This is a genomic window from Streptomyces sp. NPDC047841 (assembly GCF_040704085.1).
GTDB classification, from domain to species: domain Bacteria; phylum Actinomycetota; class Actinomycetes; order Streptomycetales; family Streptomycetaceae; genus Streptomyces; species Streptomyces argyrophylli.
On the sequence record NZ_JBEYRP010000005.1, the window covers coordinates 232,733 to 250,524 of the forward strand.

The 17,792-nt window shown below is 71.3% G+C and carries 13 protein-coding genes, 1 tRNA gene and 1 pseudogene; 7 read left to right on the forward strand and 8 right to left on the reverse strand.

Annotation, left to right across the window (positions count from 1 at the left end; translation table 11 throughout):
• Positions 1-251 precede the first annotated feature (251 nt).
• From AB0947_RS09810 to AB0947_RS09820, 3 genes are all read left to right on the forward strand, one after another.
• Positions 252-1,556: a M6 family metalloprotease domain-containing protein gene (locus AB0947_RS09810; RefSeq protein WP_366749782.1), complete on the forward strand. Its 1,305-nt coding sequence runs from the start codon at positions 252-254 to the stop codon at positions 1,554-1,556.
• Positions 1,557-1,740: 184 nt separating this feature from the next.
• Positions 1,741-3,408 (forward strand): IclR family transcriptional regulator C-terminal domain-containing protein, encoded by a 1,668-nt coding sequence (locus AB0947_RS09815; protein WP_366749783.1) that lies wholly within the window; start codon positions 1,741-1,743, stop codon positions 3,406-3,408.
• A 44-nt stretch (positions 3,409-3,452) separates the two neighbouring features.
• Positions 3,453-3,525: transfer RNA gene (locus AB0947_RS09820), tRNA-Arg, on the forward strand.
• Positions 3,526-3,616: 91 nt separating this feature from the next.
• On the opposite strand, the pseudogene AB0947_RS09825 reads toward AB0947_RS09820, so the two are convergent.
• The 5 genes and pseudogenes from AB0947_RS09825 to AB0947_RS09845 form a co-directional block, all read right to left on the reverse strand.
• Positions 3,617-4,200 (reverse strand): annotated as a pseudogene (locus tag AB0947_RS09825) (site-specific integrase); the annotation flags it as partial.
• Between the two features lie 4 nt (positions 4,201-4,204).
• Positions 4,205-4,489 carry a hypothetical protein gene (locus AB0947_RS09830; protein ID WP_366749963.1) on the reverse strand — a complete coding sequence of 95 codons (285 nt, stop codon included), beginning with the start codon at positions 4,487-4,489 and terminating at the stop codon, positions 4,205-4,207.
• A 342-nt stretch (positions 4,490-4,831) separates the two neighbouring features.
• Positions 4,832-5,644, reverse strand: a complete 813-nt coding sequence (locus tag AB0947_RS09835) for a maleylpyruvate isomerase family mycothiol-dependent enzyme (protein WP_366749784.1) — start codon at positions 5,642-5,644, stop codon at positions 4,832-4,834.
• Positions 5,645-6,019: 375 nt separating this feature from the next.
• Positions 6,020-7,528, reverse strand: coding sequence for an FAD-binding oxidoreductase (locus AB0947_RS09840; protein WP_366749785.1), 1,509 nt, complete (start codon positions 7,526-7,528; stop codon positions 6,020-6,022).
• A 270-nt stretch (positions 7,529-7,798) separates the two neighbouring features.
• Entirely contained in the window at positions 7,799-9,001 is a 1,203-nt protein-coding gene (locus AB0947_RS09845; RefSeq protein ID WP_366749786.1) for an MFS transporter, read from the reverse strand.
• 112 nt (positions 9,002-9,113) lie between these two features.
• On the opposite strand from AB0947_RS09845, the gene AB0947_RS09850 reads away from it, so the two are divergent.
• Complete coding sequence (locus AB0947_RS09850) at positions 9,114-10,088, forward strand: winged helix-turn-helix domain-containing protein (protein WP_366749787.1); 975 nt, start codon at positions 9,114-9,116, stop codon at positions 10,086-10,088.
• Between the two features lie 94 nt (positions 10,089-10,182).
• Entirely contained in the window at positions 10,183-10,689 is a 507-nt protein-coding gene (locus AB0947_RS09855; RefSeq protein WP_366749788.1) for a glutathione peroxidase, read from the forward strand.
• Between the two features lie 132 nt (positions 10,690-10,821).
• On the opposite strand, the gene AB0947_RS09860 is transcribed toward AB0947_RS09855, so the two are convergent.
• The 3 genes from AB0947_RS09860 to AB0947_RS09870 all read right to left on the reverse strand — a co-directional run bounded on the left by AB0947_RS09860 (position 10,822) and on the right by AB0947_RS09870 (position 13,045).
• Positions 10,822-11,013, reverse strand: a complete 192-nt coding sequence (locus AB0947_RS09860) for a DUF397 domain-containing protein (RefSeq protein WP_030642837.1) — start codon at positions 11,011-11,013, stop codon at positions 10,822-10,824.
• A gap of 210 nt (positions 11,014-11,223) precedes the next feature.
• Complete coding sequence (locus AB0947_RS09865; protein WP_366749789.1) at positions 11,224-12,081, reverse strand: helix-turn-helix transcriptional regulator; 858 nt, start codon at positions 12,079-12,081, stop codon at positions 11,224-11,226.
• A 208-nt stretch (positions 12,082-12,289) separates the two neighbouring features.
• Positions 12,290-13,045 (reverse strand): GPP34 family phosphoprotein, encoded by a 756-nt coding sequence (locus tag AB0947_RS09870; RefSeq protein WP_366749790.1) that lies wholly within the window; start codon positions 13,043-13,045, stop codon positions 12,290-12,292.
• Positions 13,046-13,226: 181 nt separating this feature from the next.
• Between AB0947_RS09870 and AB0947_RS09875 the strand changes: the two genes are divergently transcribed.
• On the forward strand, positions 13,227-15,737 hold the full coding sequence (locus AB0947_RS09875) for a D-alanyl-D-alanine carboxypeptidase (RefSeq protein ID WP_366749791.1): 2,511 nt from the start codon (positions 13,227-13,229) through the stop codon (positions 15,735-15,737).
• A 221-nt stretch (positions 15,738-15,958) separates the two neighbouring features.
• Positions 15,959-17,779 (forward strand): MFS transporter, encoded by a 1,821-nt coding sequence (locus tag AB0947_RS09880; protein ID WP_366749792.1) that lies wholly within the window; start codon positions 15,959-15,961, stop codon positions 17,777-17,779.
• Positions 17,780-17,792 lie beyond the last annotated feature (13 nt).

Here is a 17,792-nt window from a genome sequence, read left to right on the forward strand (position 1 = left end):
ATCCGGGGAGCCGGTCCCCGTTTCCGTCGGGCACAGGGCTAAACGGGGAAACCATCCCCGGTTATTTCCCGCCCGCCGAAAGAAGTGATGTGACCTGAGACACAATCACCACGCGCCGGGATTCACCCCGCCGCCGCCCCGCTTTCCCACGATCGGTCTCCTCCAGCGCGCGCCCGCCGCCCCGCCGCCACAGGGTGAGCGCAAGGGTGCAGCCGGAGACCGGCGGCTGCCGTGGCGCGAAAGGTCCCTGCATGCAGCCGCAGCCGCAGCCCCGCCCCCGCATACGCCCGCGCCGGGTTGCCGCCCTGTCGATGGTGACCGCACTGACCCTCGCGGTCAGCACCTCGGCCGGGACCGGGAACCTCACGGCGCCCCCCTCCGCCGCCGGGCCCGACAACCTGGCCCGCAACTCCGCGCTCGTTCCCTGCATGATCCGTGGCGGCCTGGACGTGCAGATGACCGAGGGCCTGCCCACTCCGTCCGGCTACTCCCGCGCCACCGGCACCGTCCGCGCCCTGACCCTGATGGTCGACTTCCCCGACGCCACCGGACCGGGCAGCGCGATGGACCGCTTCCACGAGTTCTTCCCGCAGACCCAGGAGTGGTTCCGCACCGCGTCGTACGGCCGTCTCGACTACCGCGCCGAGACCCCCGTCACCACCTGGCTGCGCATGCCGAAAACCTTCCAGGCGTACGGCATAGAGCGCGGCGCGCCCTTCGACCCCGGCTACCGCAACCTGGTCCAGGACATCGTGACCGCCGCCGACCCGGCCGTGGACTTCCGCGACTACGACCTGCTGAACGTGCTCATCACCCCGAACGCCGGCCCCTCCGCCCTGGACACCGTGCTGTCCGTGACCTTCGCCGGGAACGACGACGCCCCGGTCGCCGACGGCGTCCGCATCTCCAACGCCTCCTTCGTCTACTCCCGCCAGGACGACGGCTCCGGCTCCTACTCCCGCACCGGCTACCGGGTGCTGCCGCACGAGAACGGCCACACCTTCGGCCTGCCCGACCTGTACACCCAGGAGGGCGGGGGCGCGGTCGGGCACTGGGACATCATGAGCGAGGACTGGGGCGCCAACAACGACCTGCTCGGCTGGCACAAGTGGAAGCTGGGCTGGCTGGACGGCGACCAGGTCGGCTGCGCGGCGGCCCGGGGCAGCACCGAGTACACCCTGTCCCCGTTGTACAGGCCGGGCGGCGGAAAGCTCGTCCTGGTGCCGGTCACCGCGCGCAGCACCTATGCGCTGGAGGTGCGCGCGCAGGGCGGCAACGACGAGGCGGTGTGCTGCCCGGGAGTGCTCATCTACAAGGTCGACGGCGCCGTCGACACCGGCCGCGGCCCGGTCACCGTCTACGACAGCCACCGCCAGAGCGGCGGCTGCACCCGCAGCCCCAACGTCCAGGCCGAACTCTCCGACGCGCCGTTCACCCCCGGCGAGACGTTCAAGGACCCCGGCCACGGCATCACCGTCCAGGTCCTGAGCACGGACAAGGAGGCCAACTACCGAATACGGATCACGAGGGGGGCGGGGGCGGGGGTCGGGGCGTAGGGGACGGCCGGGGCTGGGGCATGAGGGGACGGCCGGGGGCTGACGATCGATGCGTCCCAGGCATCGCTGCCTCCCAGGCAGGCCGCGAGGCGGCTGACGCCGGGCGGCCACGGGACCGGCTCACGGCCGGCCGGCAGGGGTTTACCGTAGGCGTGCCCCGATGGGATGCCGTACCGGAGAGACGATGCCCGCGATGACCGCAGTGGATGCCGACGCCCGCGCCGGGACCGGGACGCCGGCGGAAGCGGTGGGACCGCTGCTGCGGGGCGTCACGGTGCTACGACGGCTCACCGAGGCGGGCGGCACGCTGAGCCCGAGCGCGCTGGAACGGGCCACCGGCCTCGCCCGCTCCACGGTGGACCGGATCACCGGCACCCTCGGCCGCATGGGCTACGTCCGCCTCGACGGCCGGGACGTCGTCCTCACCCCCCGCGTGATGGAGCTGGGCAACGCCTACCTGGCCGCCCTGCGCCTGCCCGCCCTGCTCGACGCGCGCGCCGACGCCCTCGCCGACGAACTGGACGAGTCGGTGTCGCTCGCGGTCCCCGACCTCGACGGCATCCGCTTCATCCACCAGGCCACCCGCCGCCGCGCGCTGTCCGTGAGCTTCCGCATCGGCGACCTGCTGCCGGCCGAACGGACCGCGCCGGGCGCGCTGTTCGCGACCGAGTGGACCGAAGCGGACTGGACCCGCTGGCGGGAACGCCGGGCGGAGGACACACGGGACGCGTCCTTCCCCGCGGTACCGCCCAGGGCGGACCTTACGGCCGCCCCCTCCCCCCCACCTCCCTCCTCGGACTCCTCCTCGGACCCCTCCTCGGACTCCTTCGCGGAGCGGGTGGAGGGGGCGCGCCGGGACGGCTGGGCCGTGGACGACCAGCTGATCGAGCCGGGCCTGGTCGCGGTGTCCGTACCGGTACGGGACCCCGGCACCGGCCGGGTGGCCTGCGTGGCGAGCGTGGTCAGCCACACCAGCCGGCACTCCGCGGCCGACCTGCGCACCAGCCTGCTGCCCCGGCTGCGTACGGCGGTGACGGCGATGGAGACGGACCTGCGCGGCGCGCCCGCACCAGAGCCGGGTCCGGCACCGGCCGGCCTGGCGACCTGGACCACGGCGTCCAAGCACGAACTCGGCCGGGACTTCGTGGAGTCGCTGGCCCGGGGCCTGACGGTGCTGACGGCGTTCGGCGAGGGCCGCTCGGCGCTGTCCCTGACGGAGGTGGCCCGCGCGACCGGCCTGTCCCGGGCCACCGCACGCCGGGCCCTGCTCACCCACGAGCACCTGGGCCTGGTGGCCGCACACCCCGACCGCACGTTCACCCTCACCCCGCGCGTCCTGGACCTCGGCTTCCCGGCCCTGTCCCGGACGACACTGCCCCGCCTGGCCGAACCGCACCTGCGGGCCCTGGCGGACGCGGTACGGGAACCGACGGCACTGGCGGTACTGACGAACGACGGCAAGGAGATCCAGTACACGGCCGGGGCGGGCACGAGCCGTGTCCTGACCGTACGGATCACCGTGGGCACACGGCTGCCGGCGCCCGCGACCTCCCTGGGCCGCGTCCTCCTGGCGGACACCGCCGACCCCCTGTCCTCCACGCTCACCGAAGTCCGCTCGCAGGGCTACGCCCTGGTCGACGAGGAACTGGAATCGGGCCTGCGGTCCATCGCCGTGCCGGTACGGGACCGCACGGGCCGGACGGTGGCCGCCCTGAACGTCTCCACCCACGCGGCCCGCCGCACCCTGCGGGACGTCGTCGCCGATCTCCTGCCCGCCCTGCACGCGACGGCGGCCCACATCCAGCAGGACCTCCACACCGCATCCCGCTTCACCCACGTCCCCCCGTCCTGATCCGGTACCCTGTGGACCAAGCGCCCACCAGGACGCCCACCCACGCCTTCGTAGCTCAGGGGATAGAGCACCGCTCTCCTAAAGCGGGTGTCGCAGGTTCGAATCCTGCCGGGGGCACATGGGAAAAGGCCAGCTAGGAGCATGCTCCTAGCTGGCCTTCGTCACTCACCTAGGAACGTTCCTAGGTGAGTGACATCCACTGCTGACATCAACGAGGGCGGTCACTCACGGCCGGCCGCCTCTTGAGCAGCCGATCCATGTGGCTGATGGCCTCCCGCTGAGTGTCCTGCACGACGTGCGTGTACACGTCCATAGTGATGCTGATCTGGCTGTGCCCCAGGATCTCCATCACGACGCGAGGAGCAACCCCGGCAGCGGTGAGCAGCGTGGCGCACCCGTGCCGGGCGTCGTGCAGCCGGATGACGCGGAGGCCGGCGGACTGGGCGACGCGGGTGAAGGAGCCGTAGAGGTTGCGCGGCTCGACGGGCCGCCCGGTCCGGGTGGCGAAGACGTAGTCCGAATCGTGCCACCCCTCCCCCGCCTTGGCGCGCGCAGCTTCCTGCCGCATCCGGTGCCAGCGCAGGGGCGCAATGCAGAGGGCGGGCAGCGGGATGGCACGGCGACGGCGGCTCTTCGGGTCGTCGTCGTACAGGACCCCACGGCGACGGTGGACCTGGTGGCGGACGTAGAGGACGCGGCTGTCCAAGTCGACGTCCGACCAACGGAGGCGACCAGCTTGGCAACGTTGCGCGTGATCAGTTCTTCGCGGCAGGCGGAGGACAGCGCCGCCCGGCAGTCAGTGTTCCATCGGGTCGAAGGTCTCCACTGCGGAGCGAAAGGTGTCCTGTTCCGACACGGCGGCGTTGATGAGGACGACGAAGTCGGAGAGAGCAGTCTCGGACGAGGTGCCGTCGGCGTTGACGCTGCCCGGTTCGTCCTCCCACGCAATCAAGTGGATCACTACCGAATAGCGGCCCACGGGCAGATTGCCGCAATAGGTGCCATTTAGTGCCGTGCCACAGCCCTGCCAGATATTCAGAGGGGGGTGATGTCGAAGCTTCACGAGCTCCCGGACCGACATGGCTCGGGGATCTCTTCTGAGCTACCCCTCTTGGTCGCGCGCTCTTCTTACCGAGACAGTAGACCGACCCACTGTTCCGCAGCGTGCGGGCAGCCACTGACAACACCCGTGCACCACAGCCGCACCAGACAGGGCGGGGAACCACGGGGAATTTGCCTCACCCCGAGGAGGGGGCAGATCGTCGGGAAGCGCCGCAAGCCGGATTTGGCGAGCTGAACTACAGGCCGTCGCGCTCGATCATCGCGCCATCGGGTCCAGCGTGTAAATGCGCGGCGCCAGCATCGCTGTTCGCATCTCGAGGAAGCTCAATGTGCTTTCTGGGCGGGAGCAGGCAAGCGTCCGTCATGGTGCGGTGAACAATGCGGGGAAACTCGGCGCGAGCCAGGGCTTGCGCCCCCAGGCGAGGACCTTGCCGCGGGCGATGGCACCGGTGGCACTGCGCCTGCCCAGTGCGAGCAGGAAGAACGTGATCGGTTCGATCATGATCGTGCAGTCGGGACGGCGCGGGGGCTTGGCGTGCACGGCCACCGTGCCGTTGGTGAACGTCACTGTGAGCCGAGAGAGGCCGCGCACCCTTAGCTCGTAACAGGCACTGTGCCCGTCAGCCGCTCGTACATCGACGACACGGGGCATCGCAGTGATCAGAAACGGCATCGCCAAATCGACCCTGTCACGGTCGATCATGTGTGGTTGGCCAAGTGCCGCTGCGATGTCATAGCCGTGCCCAAGCATGTGGGTCAGCAGGTAGGAGCTAAGGGTTCCCAAGTCCATGGGCCCCAGCGGTGTCACCGTCGGTGTGTCCGCCGACCGCAGGCCGGCCGCCTCGGTGAATGCCCGCGCATGCCGGACGATGCCGTCCGCCAGGACGGAGGTGTCGCGTTCGGGGAAGGAAACCAGCGAGGCGGCGTTGGCCGCCGCAAGTCCCCCTGGTGTGCCGTCGCCATATACCTGCTCATGCCCTGCGGCAAGGGCAGCCATCAACTCGTTGGCCAGGACCAGGTGCGCCGCAGATTCTCCAACCGTCCACTCAGCACCAGGTATGGGCACCGTGGCATCTGTACACGACCGGAGCAACCTGGCTATCTCCTCGGCTACGACACAAATGGCTTCAGGCAGCCGCGATCGCGTGGCAGCCTCACGATGAGGGGCGGTCATAGAAGTGAAGGGTGGACCAGCCCTTCACTTCTGTCCATCTGTCCCGGTACACCGATCGACCTGCGAGACAGTCAGGACGAGGGCTGCTGACATCTACGCTTGACACCAACGACGCCGGACGGGGACGTACACCAGCGTCTCCGTCCGACTCGCGCACCAGCCGACGACCGTAGCCGGAGCCGGAGCGGGCACAGACCGCACTCCTAAACCGGGTCCCGCAGGTTCGAATTCTGCCGGGGCACAAGGGAAAAGGCTCCAAAGCAATCTTGGTCCGGGGCATTCGACCTCTCTGGCGGGCCACACGTGCACGACGGGCAGGTCATGACTGAGCCCCCTCCGCGCTGCCAGGCAGGAGGGGGCTCAGGTCGTGCTCGGTCAGTGGGACGCGGGCGGGATGCTCTGTTCGTACTGGAAGACGTTGCGGGGGTCGTACTCCGCCTTGATGCGGCGCAGGCGGTTGTAGTTGGACCCCCAGTAGGCGGTCTCCCATTCCTGCATGCCGATGTTCGGCACGTTGACGTAGGCGCCGTCCACGTAGGGCCGCAGGGCCTGGCTGAATTCGGCGATCCAGGCCTGGGCCTTCGGGGTGAGCGGGTCGCAGACGCCCGGCTGGTCACTGCGCTCGCCCCAGCCGGCGCCGGGCTCGGCGTAGAAGAGGGCGTCGCGGTGCGGGAACGCCGTGCCGCCGCGGGGGCTCTTCCTGACCTCGCCCCCGAACGCCTGGACGAAGTAGTTGCTGTCGTCCGTGGGGGCTTTCTTGATGAACGAGGCGATCACGTCGATCGCCTTGGTCGGGAACGGCTTCTTGGCGAACTGCGAGTGGAACTTCCAGTTCGCGGGTTCGGTCGTGACGGGAGTCTGGAATCCCGCGTAGACGTCGCCCCAGTTCCCCACCTCCGTCGTCACCTTGGGGCTGTCGATCGACAGGAGCGGGGCCAGCAGTTTCTTCGCCTCCGCGGGCGTGCCTTCGGCGAGGACCGCGAACAGCAGGATCTGGTTCGGGTGAACTTCGAGCTGGGTGCCGAGGCGGTGGTCGGTGAACGGCATCGTGCGCTGGTAGGCCTTGAAGACCCTGCGCAGGTCGCCGATTCCGTCCCACGTGGCCGTCAGATAGGTGACGCTCTTCAGCGGGGCCAGCTTGTAGGTGAGCGAGGTGACGATCCCGAAGTTGCCGTTGCCCGCTCCGCGCAGCGCCCAGAGCAGGTCGGAGTGGTGATGCAGGTCGACCTTGAGCACCTTGGCGCACTCGTCGCCGTCCGCCACGACGATCTCGGCGCCGATCAGGCTGTCGCAGGCCATGCCGATCCAGCGAGTGAGGAAGCCCAAGCCGCCGCCGAGCGTCGCGCCGGCCAGGCCCACGCTGCCTTCGGTACCGGTCGTCACCGCGAAGTTCCGCTTCGCGAGCGTGGTCACCGCTTCGAGCTGGTTGAGTCCGGCGCCGACCGTCGCGACACGGGCGCCGGCGTCGATGTGGACCGACTTCAGCTCGCTGATGTCGATCACGAGGCCGTTGTCGACGTTCGACCAGCCTTCGAGGCTGTGGCGGCCGCTCCTCACGCGCAGCGCGACGTCGTTCTGCCGCGCCCACGTCAGGGCGTTGACCACGTCCTGGGTGTTCTGAGCGAAGACGATGACCAGCGGATAGTGGGAGAAGAGCTGATCCCAGCCGAGGCGCGCGTCCGTGTACCCGGGGTCGTGGGGGCGGACGATGCGGCCGGTCAGCTTCGCCGGCGCGCACCGTGCCCCGTAGCCCTCGCTCACGGCGGCCTCGGTCACCGCACTCGCACCGGGCGCTTCGATCGCCGCGACGGCCGGCGCGACGACCGCGCCGGCACCTGCGACGGCCGTCGTCTTGAGCAGTCCGCGACGGGAGAAGTCGTTCATGGTCCCTGTCCTCTCACCCACCCATAGGTGCAAATCGGTCCTTCATGGACGATTTACGCGGAGCGGACGTTAGCAAGGGTGTTCCCGGCAAACCGTCTCGACACGCTCGCAACCTCGGACGAGGTGCCTGACGCCGTAGCCCCGCACCTCGGTGCCGAGCGCGCACGCGCCCGTCGGCGCCTGCCGGACGGTGGCCGACGCCGTGGCTGCCGGAGGTGGCGGCGGGGCCGGCGGGCGCCCGTGCGTGGGGCCCGGTCGGCCGCGTCGGCGTCAGGACGGAGCCCCCTCCCGCGCGGGCTCGGCGGAACGGCGGGCCGGGGTCCGGCGAGCGGCCGTGGTCAGCGCCAGCGTGACGCAGAGCGAACCCGTGGCCATCACTGTCATCGCCGTCGCCGGCGACGTGAACTGGGCCACCGCACCGGCCAGCGCCGCGCTCACGCCCTGGAAGGTCAGCATGCCGGCCGAGTGCAGTCCCAGCGCCTGGCCGGCCAGGTCGCCGGGGGTCAGGCTCATCAGCCGCTCCTGCTGGACCAGGCTCGCGCCGAAACCGGCGGAGGCCACGGTCACGCACACCGCTGCCACCGGCACCGGCGGGTGCGCGGAGAAGAGCAGGTACGGCGCCGCCAGCAACAGCAGGAGCGGGGTGGCCAGCCGGCGCCGGGTCGCGGGCGGCAGCAGACGGCCCACCGTCGCGTCCCCGGCGAACATGCCGAGCGCGGCACACGCGAACAGGGTGCCGGCCGCGTGCGGGGCGTACGACACGTACAGGGACTCGCAGCCGACGATCAGGCCGTTGGGCAGCCACAGGCCCAGGTAGGTGAGGCGGCGCGGGCGGGACGACCACAGCTCTGCGTTGGCGCGCCAGGTCGCCGACGGCGAGGGGCGGCCCGTGGCCCGGGGCGGGCGGGCGGTCAGTCCGAGGCGCAGGACGAGCGCGGCCGTCAGGTACAGGGCCACGGCCAGCAGCAGACAGGCCCGCGGGGAGAGGGCGGCGAGCAGGGCGCCGCCGGCGGCGAACCCGGCGATCTGCATGAGCCCGCTCATCATGTTGAACAGCGAACGCCCGGGCAGATAGCCGTCCTCGGCGAGGATCTCGTTCAGCAGGCCCCAGCGGACCCCGCCCCCGAGGGAGGCGACCAGACCCAGGACCAGGACGACGGTGAACAGCGCGCCGAGCGGCAGGCCGGGCAGCGCCTGTACCGCCGTACCCGCGGCGAAGGCCAGCGAGATGGCGGTGAGGGTCGTACGCGGGGGCAGCCGGTCGGCGCCGGACAGCAGGAGGGTCGCGCCGAGCACCTGGGCGAGGGACGGGCCGAACATGCTCAGCGCCGACAGCAGGGGCGAGCCGGTCGTCCGGTACACGAGTGTGCCGAGGGCGAGGCCGCCGGCGGTCCCGGCGGCGGTCTGGGCGGCGGCGCCGAGGAAGAGGGGGGTGAACTCGGGGGTGCGGAACAGGGATCGGTAGCTGGGCATGTTCCGGAGTCTCGGGCCGGCCGCGGCGGACTCGTTACTGTTTCGCCGTCGTGCAAAAGGTCCGTGCGAAAGGTCGAAGGTCCGTGCGAAAGGTCCGTACGAGGAGGCGCTCGTGGGGTGGTGGCAGCTCAACGCGGACACCCTGGCACGGAGCCGCTTCGTGATCTCGCCGTTCGCCGAGACCTTCGCCGGGCTGAAGCTGCTGCACGCCGGGCAGGGGGCGCATCCCGGTGAGCACTCCTGGCTGGGCACCCACCTGCCCGCCTACCGGGACAGGCTCGCGGCCGACCCGGTGACGGCCCGGCTGGTGCTGGCGGGGCTGGGGCGGGAGTGGATCGCCGACTTCCTCACGCCCACGCCCCGCGACGGCGAGAGCTTCCGGGACGCGATCGCCCGGGTCCGCGCCACCCGGCCGACGGACGCCCGCGCGCACCTGCGGCTCTCCCTCGCCGGACCGCTGCCCGCCGGGCTGGACCGGGACGACCTGCCCGAGCGGGCGGCCGTACTGCTGGAGTGGGTGTGGGAGGAGACGGTACGACCGTACTGGGGGCGGCGCCGGCGGGTGCTGGAGGCGGATGTGGTGGCACGGACCGCGCAGGCGAGCCGGGGCGGCTGGGCGAGCGTGCTGGACTCCCTGCGGCCGGGCGGCACGCGGTGGCTCGGGGACAACCGGTTCCAGATCAATCTGCACGAGTATCCGCCGCGCGAGATCTCCGGCGCCGAGCTGCTGTTCGTGCCGGTGACGGCGCAGCGCACGGGCTGGGTCGCCTGGGAGGACCATGCGCGGTACGCCGTGGTCTACCCCTGTGCCGGTGTCCTGGCCGGGGACGCCGACCGGGTGGCGCCCGCCGGGCTGAGCGCGCTGCTCGGACCGGGCCGGGCCGCGGTGCTGGTGCTCCTCGGCTCCCCGCTGAGCACCACCCAGCTGACCGCCGTGACCGGGCAGGGGCTGGGCTCGGTGGGCCGGCACCTGAGGGTGCTCCGGGAGGCGGGGCTGGTGACGCGGCGCCGGGCCGGGCGGTCGGTGCTGTACGTACGGACGGCGGCGGGCGACGTCCTGGTCGAGGCGGGGGGAGGCGGCCGATGACACAGGGGGCCGGTCGCGTCCTGGCGAGGCCGGGCGAGGGCCTCCGGGCGAGGCCGGGCAGGGGTGCGGGATCCGGCGGGGCTAGCATCCGGGCATGACGACTACCGAGCACAACGGCTCCCCGCTGGACGTCGAGATCGGGGCCCTCCAGGGTGGCTCCGCTGATCTGTCACGGTTCGCGGGCCAGGCCGTCCTCATCGTGAACGTGGCCTCCAAGTGCGGGCTGACCCCGCAGTACACCGGGCTGGAGAAGCTCCAGGAGCGGTACGCCGAGCGGGGCTTCACCGTGCTGGGCGTGCCCTGCAACCAGTTCCTCGGGCAGGAGCCCGGCACCGCCGAGGAGATCACGGAGTTCTGCTCGGCGACCTACGGCGTGACCTTCCCGCTGACGGAGAAGGTGGAGGTGAACGGCACGGGCCGGCACCCGCTGTACGAGCGGCTGGTGGGCTTCGCCGACGCGGAGGGGCACAGCGGGGACATCCGCTGGAACTTCGAGAAGTTCCTGATCGGCCGGGACGGTCGGGTCGTCGCGCGGTTCTCGCCGCAGACGGAGCCGGAGTCGGCCGAGGTCGTCTCCGCGATCGAGGCCCAGCTCGGCTGAGCGCGGCCCGGGCCTCCCGGGTGGCCCGGTGGAACGCGGTGAGCCCTCTCGGCAAGGACGGCGACTGGTCGAGAGGGCTCTCCTGGCGGTGCGTATGCAGTTGTCGTCCGGACCAGGGTCAGGGAGAACCCCTCACGCCTTGACCGAGGACACGAACGCGTTCCAGGCGTCGGCGGGGAAGGCCAGGATCGGCCCCTCGGGCGTCTTGGAGTCGCGTACGGCGAGTTCGGCGGCGGTGGGCGACTTGACCTCGACGCAAGCGCCGTTGCCCGCGGAATAGGAAGACTTCATCCACGTCTCCGAAGCGCCCTGAATCAGTGCCATGTCCACTCCTGTTGCGAGTTGCGAGTTGCGAGTTGCGAGTTGCGGTAGTGCGGTTCGCGCCAACCATGTGGTCTGACTGGCGTGATCGACGCTACCGGGCAACTGCGGCCCCCGGAGGAGTCGTTCACTCAACCGGATGGCATATTCCAGGTGAGCCTTCCATTGGAGTGGACCTCCGGTGTACGATCCCGCGCCCTGGGCGGTCCCGCATCAGTCGGCGTACTGCTTCGCCACGTCCGCGATGAATTTCCGGGACGCCTCCACATTGAGGGACTGCGCCCGCAGGTGCTCGTACATCACGGCGTACTTCTGCACGTCCTGCGCCTTCTCCAGGTACAGGTCGCTGGTCACGCCCTCCAGGTACACCACGCTGGAGTCGGCCGCGTCGGCGAACTCCAGGATCGCGTACTGGCCGTTGAGCCCCGGGTGCGCGCCCACGTCGAACGGCAGCACCTGCACGGTGACGTGCGGCAGCTGCGACATCTCGATCAGGTGCTCCAGCTGTTCCCGCATCACCAGGCGGCTGCCCACGACCCGTTTCAGCGCGGCCTCGTCCAGCACCACCCACAGCCGGAGCGGGTTGGCCTGGGCGGTGATACGTTCCTGTCGGCGCATCCGCACCTGGACACGCTTCTCGATCTCCGCGGTCGACGTCTCCGGCAACGCGCCCTGCACCAGCGCCTCGGCGTAGGCCCGGGTCTGCAACAGCCCGGTCACCAGCTGGGGTTCGTAGACCCGCAGCGACTCGGCGTCCGTCTCCAGACCGATGTACACGCTGTACGGGATGTCACCGAAGGTGTGCCACCAGCCCTGCTGCCGGGAATCCCGGGCCATCTCCATCAGCGAGTCGACGATCCGCTGGTCCTCGACCTCGTACACCCCGCACAGATCGCGCACATCGCGCTGGCTGATGCTTCTACGGCCGTTCTCCAGCCTGCTGATCTTCGACTGCGACACCAGCAGCCGCTCCGCCACCTCTTCGGCCGTCATGCCCTTGAGCTCACGGAGCCTGCGCAGCTCCTGGCCCAGCCGGCGCCGCCTGACGGTGGGATTGACATTGGACGCCACGGGACGCGCACCTCCGGCTGCCTGCCTGTTGCTTGACACTTTGTGTATCTGCTGTTGAGCAGATTGCCACCAAGGCGCTTTCCACCGCTGGGAAACCGTGGATATGCGGCCGGGGACGCGTCCGAGCGGGGCGGCGAGACCAGAGATCTCACCGCCCCGCTCGGACCTGCGGCTCCCGAACCGGGTCTGTGGGGACCGGGGTTACGGCTCAGTGGGCCACGGCGCGCGCCATGGACCCGCGTCGCGGCTGCATCGGCACCCCGCGGGCGGGTTCCGGCGCGGGCCTGGCGCCGGGCGCGGGCTGCCGGCCGGCCGGGGCCTGACCGCGGCGCGGCTGTGCGACCGCGCCGTTCTGCACGTCCATGACGGCGTGGGCGACGAGCCCGCCCATGGGGTCGTGCCGGATCAGATCCCGCAACCGGGACCGGGACGAGCGGCCCTCGTTCCCCGGGTACAGGTGCTTGCCGAGCCCGACGGCGTGCGCCAGGGCGGCGAGCGCCGCGGTCCGCGGGTCCGGCGGCACGCCGGTGCGGATCGCGGAGTCCAGCCGGGAACGGATCTCCCGGCTGATGGCGGTGTCCGTCGCCTGGTAACGCGTGGTCGGCAGCACCCCGCACATCTGACCGGCCACGGCGGCGACCATGCCGCACCGCTCCAGATGCGAGAGGTAGGTCTGCCTGAGCCCCAGCCGGGGCCCGCCGATCCAGTGGACGGCACGCACGGGAGCGCCACGCCTTCGCAGCAACTCCAACGCGCAGTCCAGAGTCGGATCTCCTGTCGGCCGTGGCACCACCACGGCGATACGATCCCCGTCTGGGGCTATCCGTCCGGCCAGCGCCAGCTCCACTAGCTGTGCACCGGCCAGACCGAGGTCGAGCGACTGCGGCTGCGCAGTGGTACCCGTGGCCGGGTCCAGTGCGAGCAACAGAAGCTCCTCCGGAAGTGTTCTGCGGCTCCTGCCCATCCATGCCTCCCCGCGTGGATGAATGACAGGGTGACCCCTCTCACATTGGTCTGTCGAGGGCGCGTGACCGGTTCGTGAGGGAACCGGTAGGTATGTCGTTCTCGTCTACCGCAGGGGCCAAGCCCTCACACAGGACACTGGTACATGGTTCGGACAGGGCGCGCGCCCAGGCGTGCGGCGCATGGAGGAGGCATCGGTGGCGGGCGAGTCCCCCGACAGGTCGAAGCAGCGCGAGTCGTCGGCGGAACCGACGTCGGGGAGTGCGGGTTCGGTTCCCGAGGCGCGTGATCCGCGTCTCGCGGTGTCCCGCGAACGGAAGTCCTCGGGCCGCGACACGGCGACGAAGGTCCTGACGGTACGGCCCGAAACCCCGGCCGCCCGGGAGCAGTCGGCCGACTCCGAGGACACCGACCTCCAGGCGGCGGTGTCGGCCTGGGTGCGGGAGCCGAGCCCGGACGCGTCCGCGAACGCCGACGACAGCGCCGAGGAGGCCCCGAAGACGGGGGCTGACGCCTCGTCTCCCGCGAAGGCCGAGCTTGAGGAGCCGTCCGACGGGGACGGGGACGCGGGCGCGGGCGCGGAGGGGGAGACCGAGGCGGAGGATGCCGCTGACGTGAAGGCCGAGGCTGACGCCCCGTCCGACTCCCGCCCGAAGGCGGAGACGAAGGACACCGCCGACACCGAGCCGCCCGGGGACGAGGACGCTGACGCGGACGCCAAGGGCGACGCCGACGCGAAGGCCGACGCGGACGCGAAGGGCGAGGCTGACGCGAAGGGCGAGGCTGACGCGAAGGGCGAGGCTGACGCGAAGGCCGACGCGGACGCGAAGGCCGACGCGGACGCGAAGGGCGAGGCCGACGCGGACGCGGACACCGACGTGGTCGCTGACGCGGACTCGGGCGCGGAGACCACGGCAGACGCCAAGACGGCCACCGAGGACGAGGCGGAGGCCGCCGATGGCGAGGACGCCCCACAGGGGCCACCCGCGGCCGACGACGAGACCCGCACGGGTGGTGCGGGTGGGAACGAGGACGGCGAAGGCGAAGCCGAGGCGGACCCGCGCCCCCAGCCGTCGCAGGCACCCGGTGCGGATGGTGACGGGCCCCGCACGGACCCCGCTGCCAAGGACGCCGGCGTCGACCAGCCCACCACCGTCTTCAAGGCCGTCCGCCCCGGGGCACCCCCCGTCGACCAGCCGACCACCATGCTCAAGCTCGGCGGCAAGCCGGAGGGCAAGCCCGAGGACAAGCCGGGAGCCAAGCCCCGGACCCCCGAGGCCGACCCCGAGCGCACCAGCAAGTTCGTCGCGCTGAAGGACGACCTGCGCAAGCCGGCCGCCCAGGCCAAGGCGCCGGACGCCACCACCCCCGTCCCCCAGGTCGGCCCCGAGCGCACCACCCAGCAGCCGCTGCCGCCCAAGCCCCCGCTGGACCTGCTGGCGGAGCTGACGAACACGCCCCCGCCCCCGGAGACCCCGGTCCGCACGCTCGTGCGCCGGATCAAGATCTGGACCCCCCTGGTCCTGCTCCTGGCGATCATCTTTGCGGTCGTACAGGCCGTGCGCCCGCTGCCGGCGCCCACCCTCGCTCTCACCGGCAAGGACAGCTACACCTTCGCCGGGGACCGCACGCAGCTGCCCTGGCCCGGCGAGGGCCAGGGCTGGATGGACGTGGACGGCGTCGGCACGATGGGGCACTTCGGCAAGCAGACCCCCGTGGCCATCGGTTCGGTCGCCAAGACCATGACGGCGTACATCATCCTCAGGGACCACCCGCTGAAGCCGGGCCAGGAGGGCCCGAAGATCAAGGTGGACGCGACGGCGGAGAAGGAGGGCGGCTACAACAAGGCCGGCGAGTCGACGCTCGACACCGTCAAGGCCGGTGACCCCCTCACCGAGAAGCAGGCCCTGTCGGCCGTCCTGATCCCCTCCGCCAACAACATCGCGCGGCTGCTCGCGCGCTGGGACGCGGGCTCGGAGGCGGCGTTCGTGAAGAAGATGAACGCCACCGCCAAGGAGCTGGGGATGACCCGCACGACGTACACGGACCCCTCGGGGCTGAAGGAGACCACCGTCTCCACGGCCGAGGACCAGGTGAAGCTGGGCCGCGCGTTCGTGAAGGTCCCGGCCCTGGTCGCGATCAGCAGCGCGGCGAGCTGGACGGACCCGTCCGGGAAGTTCTGGCCCAACTACAACGAGCTGCCGTACCGCATCGGCGCGATCGGCATCAAGACCGGCAGCACCACCGCGGCCGGCGGCAACCTGCTGTTCGCCTCCCGCAAGCAGGTCGGCGGGCAGACGGTGACGATCGTCGGCGCGATCCTCGGCCAGCACAAGCCGAAGATCCTCGAGACGGTCAACGCGGTCAGCAAGACGGCGCTGCTCGCCGCCCAGTCCGCGCTGACCTCGGCGAAGATCGTGAAGAAGGGGGACGTCGTCGGGTACGTGGACGACCGGCTCGGCGGCCGTACCCCGGTGGTGGTGACGAAGGACGTCACGGCGGCCGGCTGGGCCGGGATGAAGGTGAAGCTGTCCTTCGCGTCCGGCACCGTGCCGCACACCGCGAAGGCCGGCACCCGGGTCGGAACGCTCACCGTGGGTGACGGTACGGCCGGTGCGGTGAAGGTCCCGGTGGCCCTCCAGAAGGACCTGGCCGAGCCCGGTATCGGCGCCAAGCTGACCCGGCTGGGCTGACCGGCGGGCGGGCCGCAGGACCCCGGCCCGTCCCGCGCCCGGACCCCCGCGCACCCCGTCATGGAGCCCCCACCCGGGAGCCCTGTGGCGGGGTGCGTGCTAGCGTCACGAAACGGGGCAGGTCGCCGGTCCCGGGACAGGGCCGCGAACTGGACGGAACGCGGCCGGGTACTCCGAGGGAAGCGGCCGGGAACAAGACGGGACACGGGGAGTGCCTTCAGGTGGCCACAGCGGAGCCGACACACGCCGACGACGCGGATCCGGGCCCGGGGTCCGGCCCGCGAATACGTCCGTCCGCGACTGATCCGGACCGGCGCGCGGCCGAGCCCGGCGCCGGGGTGCGCCCCGGCCGGCGCGCCCGTCTGCTGGCCGCCCTGGAACCGCTGCGGCAGCGGCTGCTACGCCACCCCGCGCTGTCGATGACGGCGCTCTCGGGTGTCCTGCACATCATCTGGTTCTTCACGTTCGCGAACAGCGGCGGCGATCTCGCGGCGCAGGACGCGTGGGCGGAGTTCGTCGGCCGGCACCCGGACTCGGCGTACAACCTCGCCTGGTACGGCGGTATGCACCCGGTGTCGTACAGCGTGGTGTCGCCGTATCTGATGTCGGTCCTCGGTGTGCGGACGACGATGATGATCGCCGGGACGGTCTCGGCCGGTCTGCTGACGACGGTGCTGATCCGCAGCCGGGCGGTGCGGAACCCGCTGTGGGCCTCGCTCGCCGGGGTCTTCGCGTTCCTGTGCAACGCGATCTCCGGCCGGGTGACCTTCGGGCTCGGCACGGCGTTCGCGCTCGGCTCGGTCGCGGCGGTGTTCTGCTGGCCGTACCGGTGGCGGTTCAAACGCTGGGCGAAGGCCCTGGTCGCCGCCCCGCTGGCGGCGCTCGCCACGATGGCCTCGCCGGTCGCGGGGCTGTTCGTGGGCCTGGTCGCGGTCGCCCTGTTCCTGCAGAAGCGGCGGCCGGGCGCGTGGGCGCTGGGGCTCGCGCCGGCGGCGGTGGTCGCGGTGTCGGCCTGGCTGTTCCCGTTCTCCGGCACCCAGCCCATGGGGTTCGGCTCGGTGATCATGCCGCTGTCGTACGGCCTGCTGTGCCTGTTCCTGGTGCCGAAGGAGTGGGTGACGGTCCGGCTGACGGCCGCCGTCTACAGCGTCGCCGTCGTCCTGGTGTGGCTGATCAGCTCGCAGATCGGGTCCAACATCTCGCGGCTGCCGATGCTGTTCGCGGGCGCGACCCTGATCGCGGCCCTGCCGTACACCGTGCCGAAGTCCCGCAAGTGGTACGTGACCGTGCTGGCCTTCCTCGGCTTCGTCGGCTGGATCGGCTTCAAGTCGGTGGACGACATCCTCCACACCACCCCGGCCGCCTCCTGGGCGCGGGAACTCGCCCCGCTGGTCAACGAGCTCCAGAAGGCCGGCGCCGAGAAGGGCCGGGTGGAGGTGGTCCCGGCCCGCTCGCACCGCGAGGCGTCCGCGCTCGCGCCGTACGTCAACCTGGCCCGCGGCTGGAACCGGCAGGCCGACATGGAGCGCAACCCGCTCTTCTACGACGACACGCTCAACTCGGCGAACTACCACGAGTGGCTCCAGCGGTGGGCCGTGCACTACGTGGTGCTGCCCAAGGACAACCCGGACGGTGACGGCGGCCAGCGCGAGCGGCAGCTGCTGCGGCGCGGGATGCCGTACCTGAAGCAGGTCTGGGGCGACACCAACTGGCAGCTGTTCAAGGTGACCGATCCGGCGCCGCTCGCCGAGCCGAACGCGGTGGTGGACCGGGCCGAGCAGGGCGAGATGACGCTGCGGGTGAGCAAGGCCGGGCGGATCCTGATCCGGATCCCTTACTCGCCGTGGCTGAGCATCGTCGACGAGCACGGCAAGAGCCAGCCCTACGAGAAGGCCAGGGCGTGCCTGATGGCCACGCCGGAGGACGTCGACGGGGACAAGTGGACCACGCTGGTCGCGCCGAAGCCGGGCACGTACCGGCTGGCCGCGCCGTACCAGCTCCCGCGGGGTACGCCGTGCCCCGACGAGCTGAGGAAGCCCTGACGGCCGGCTTCCT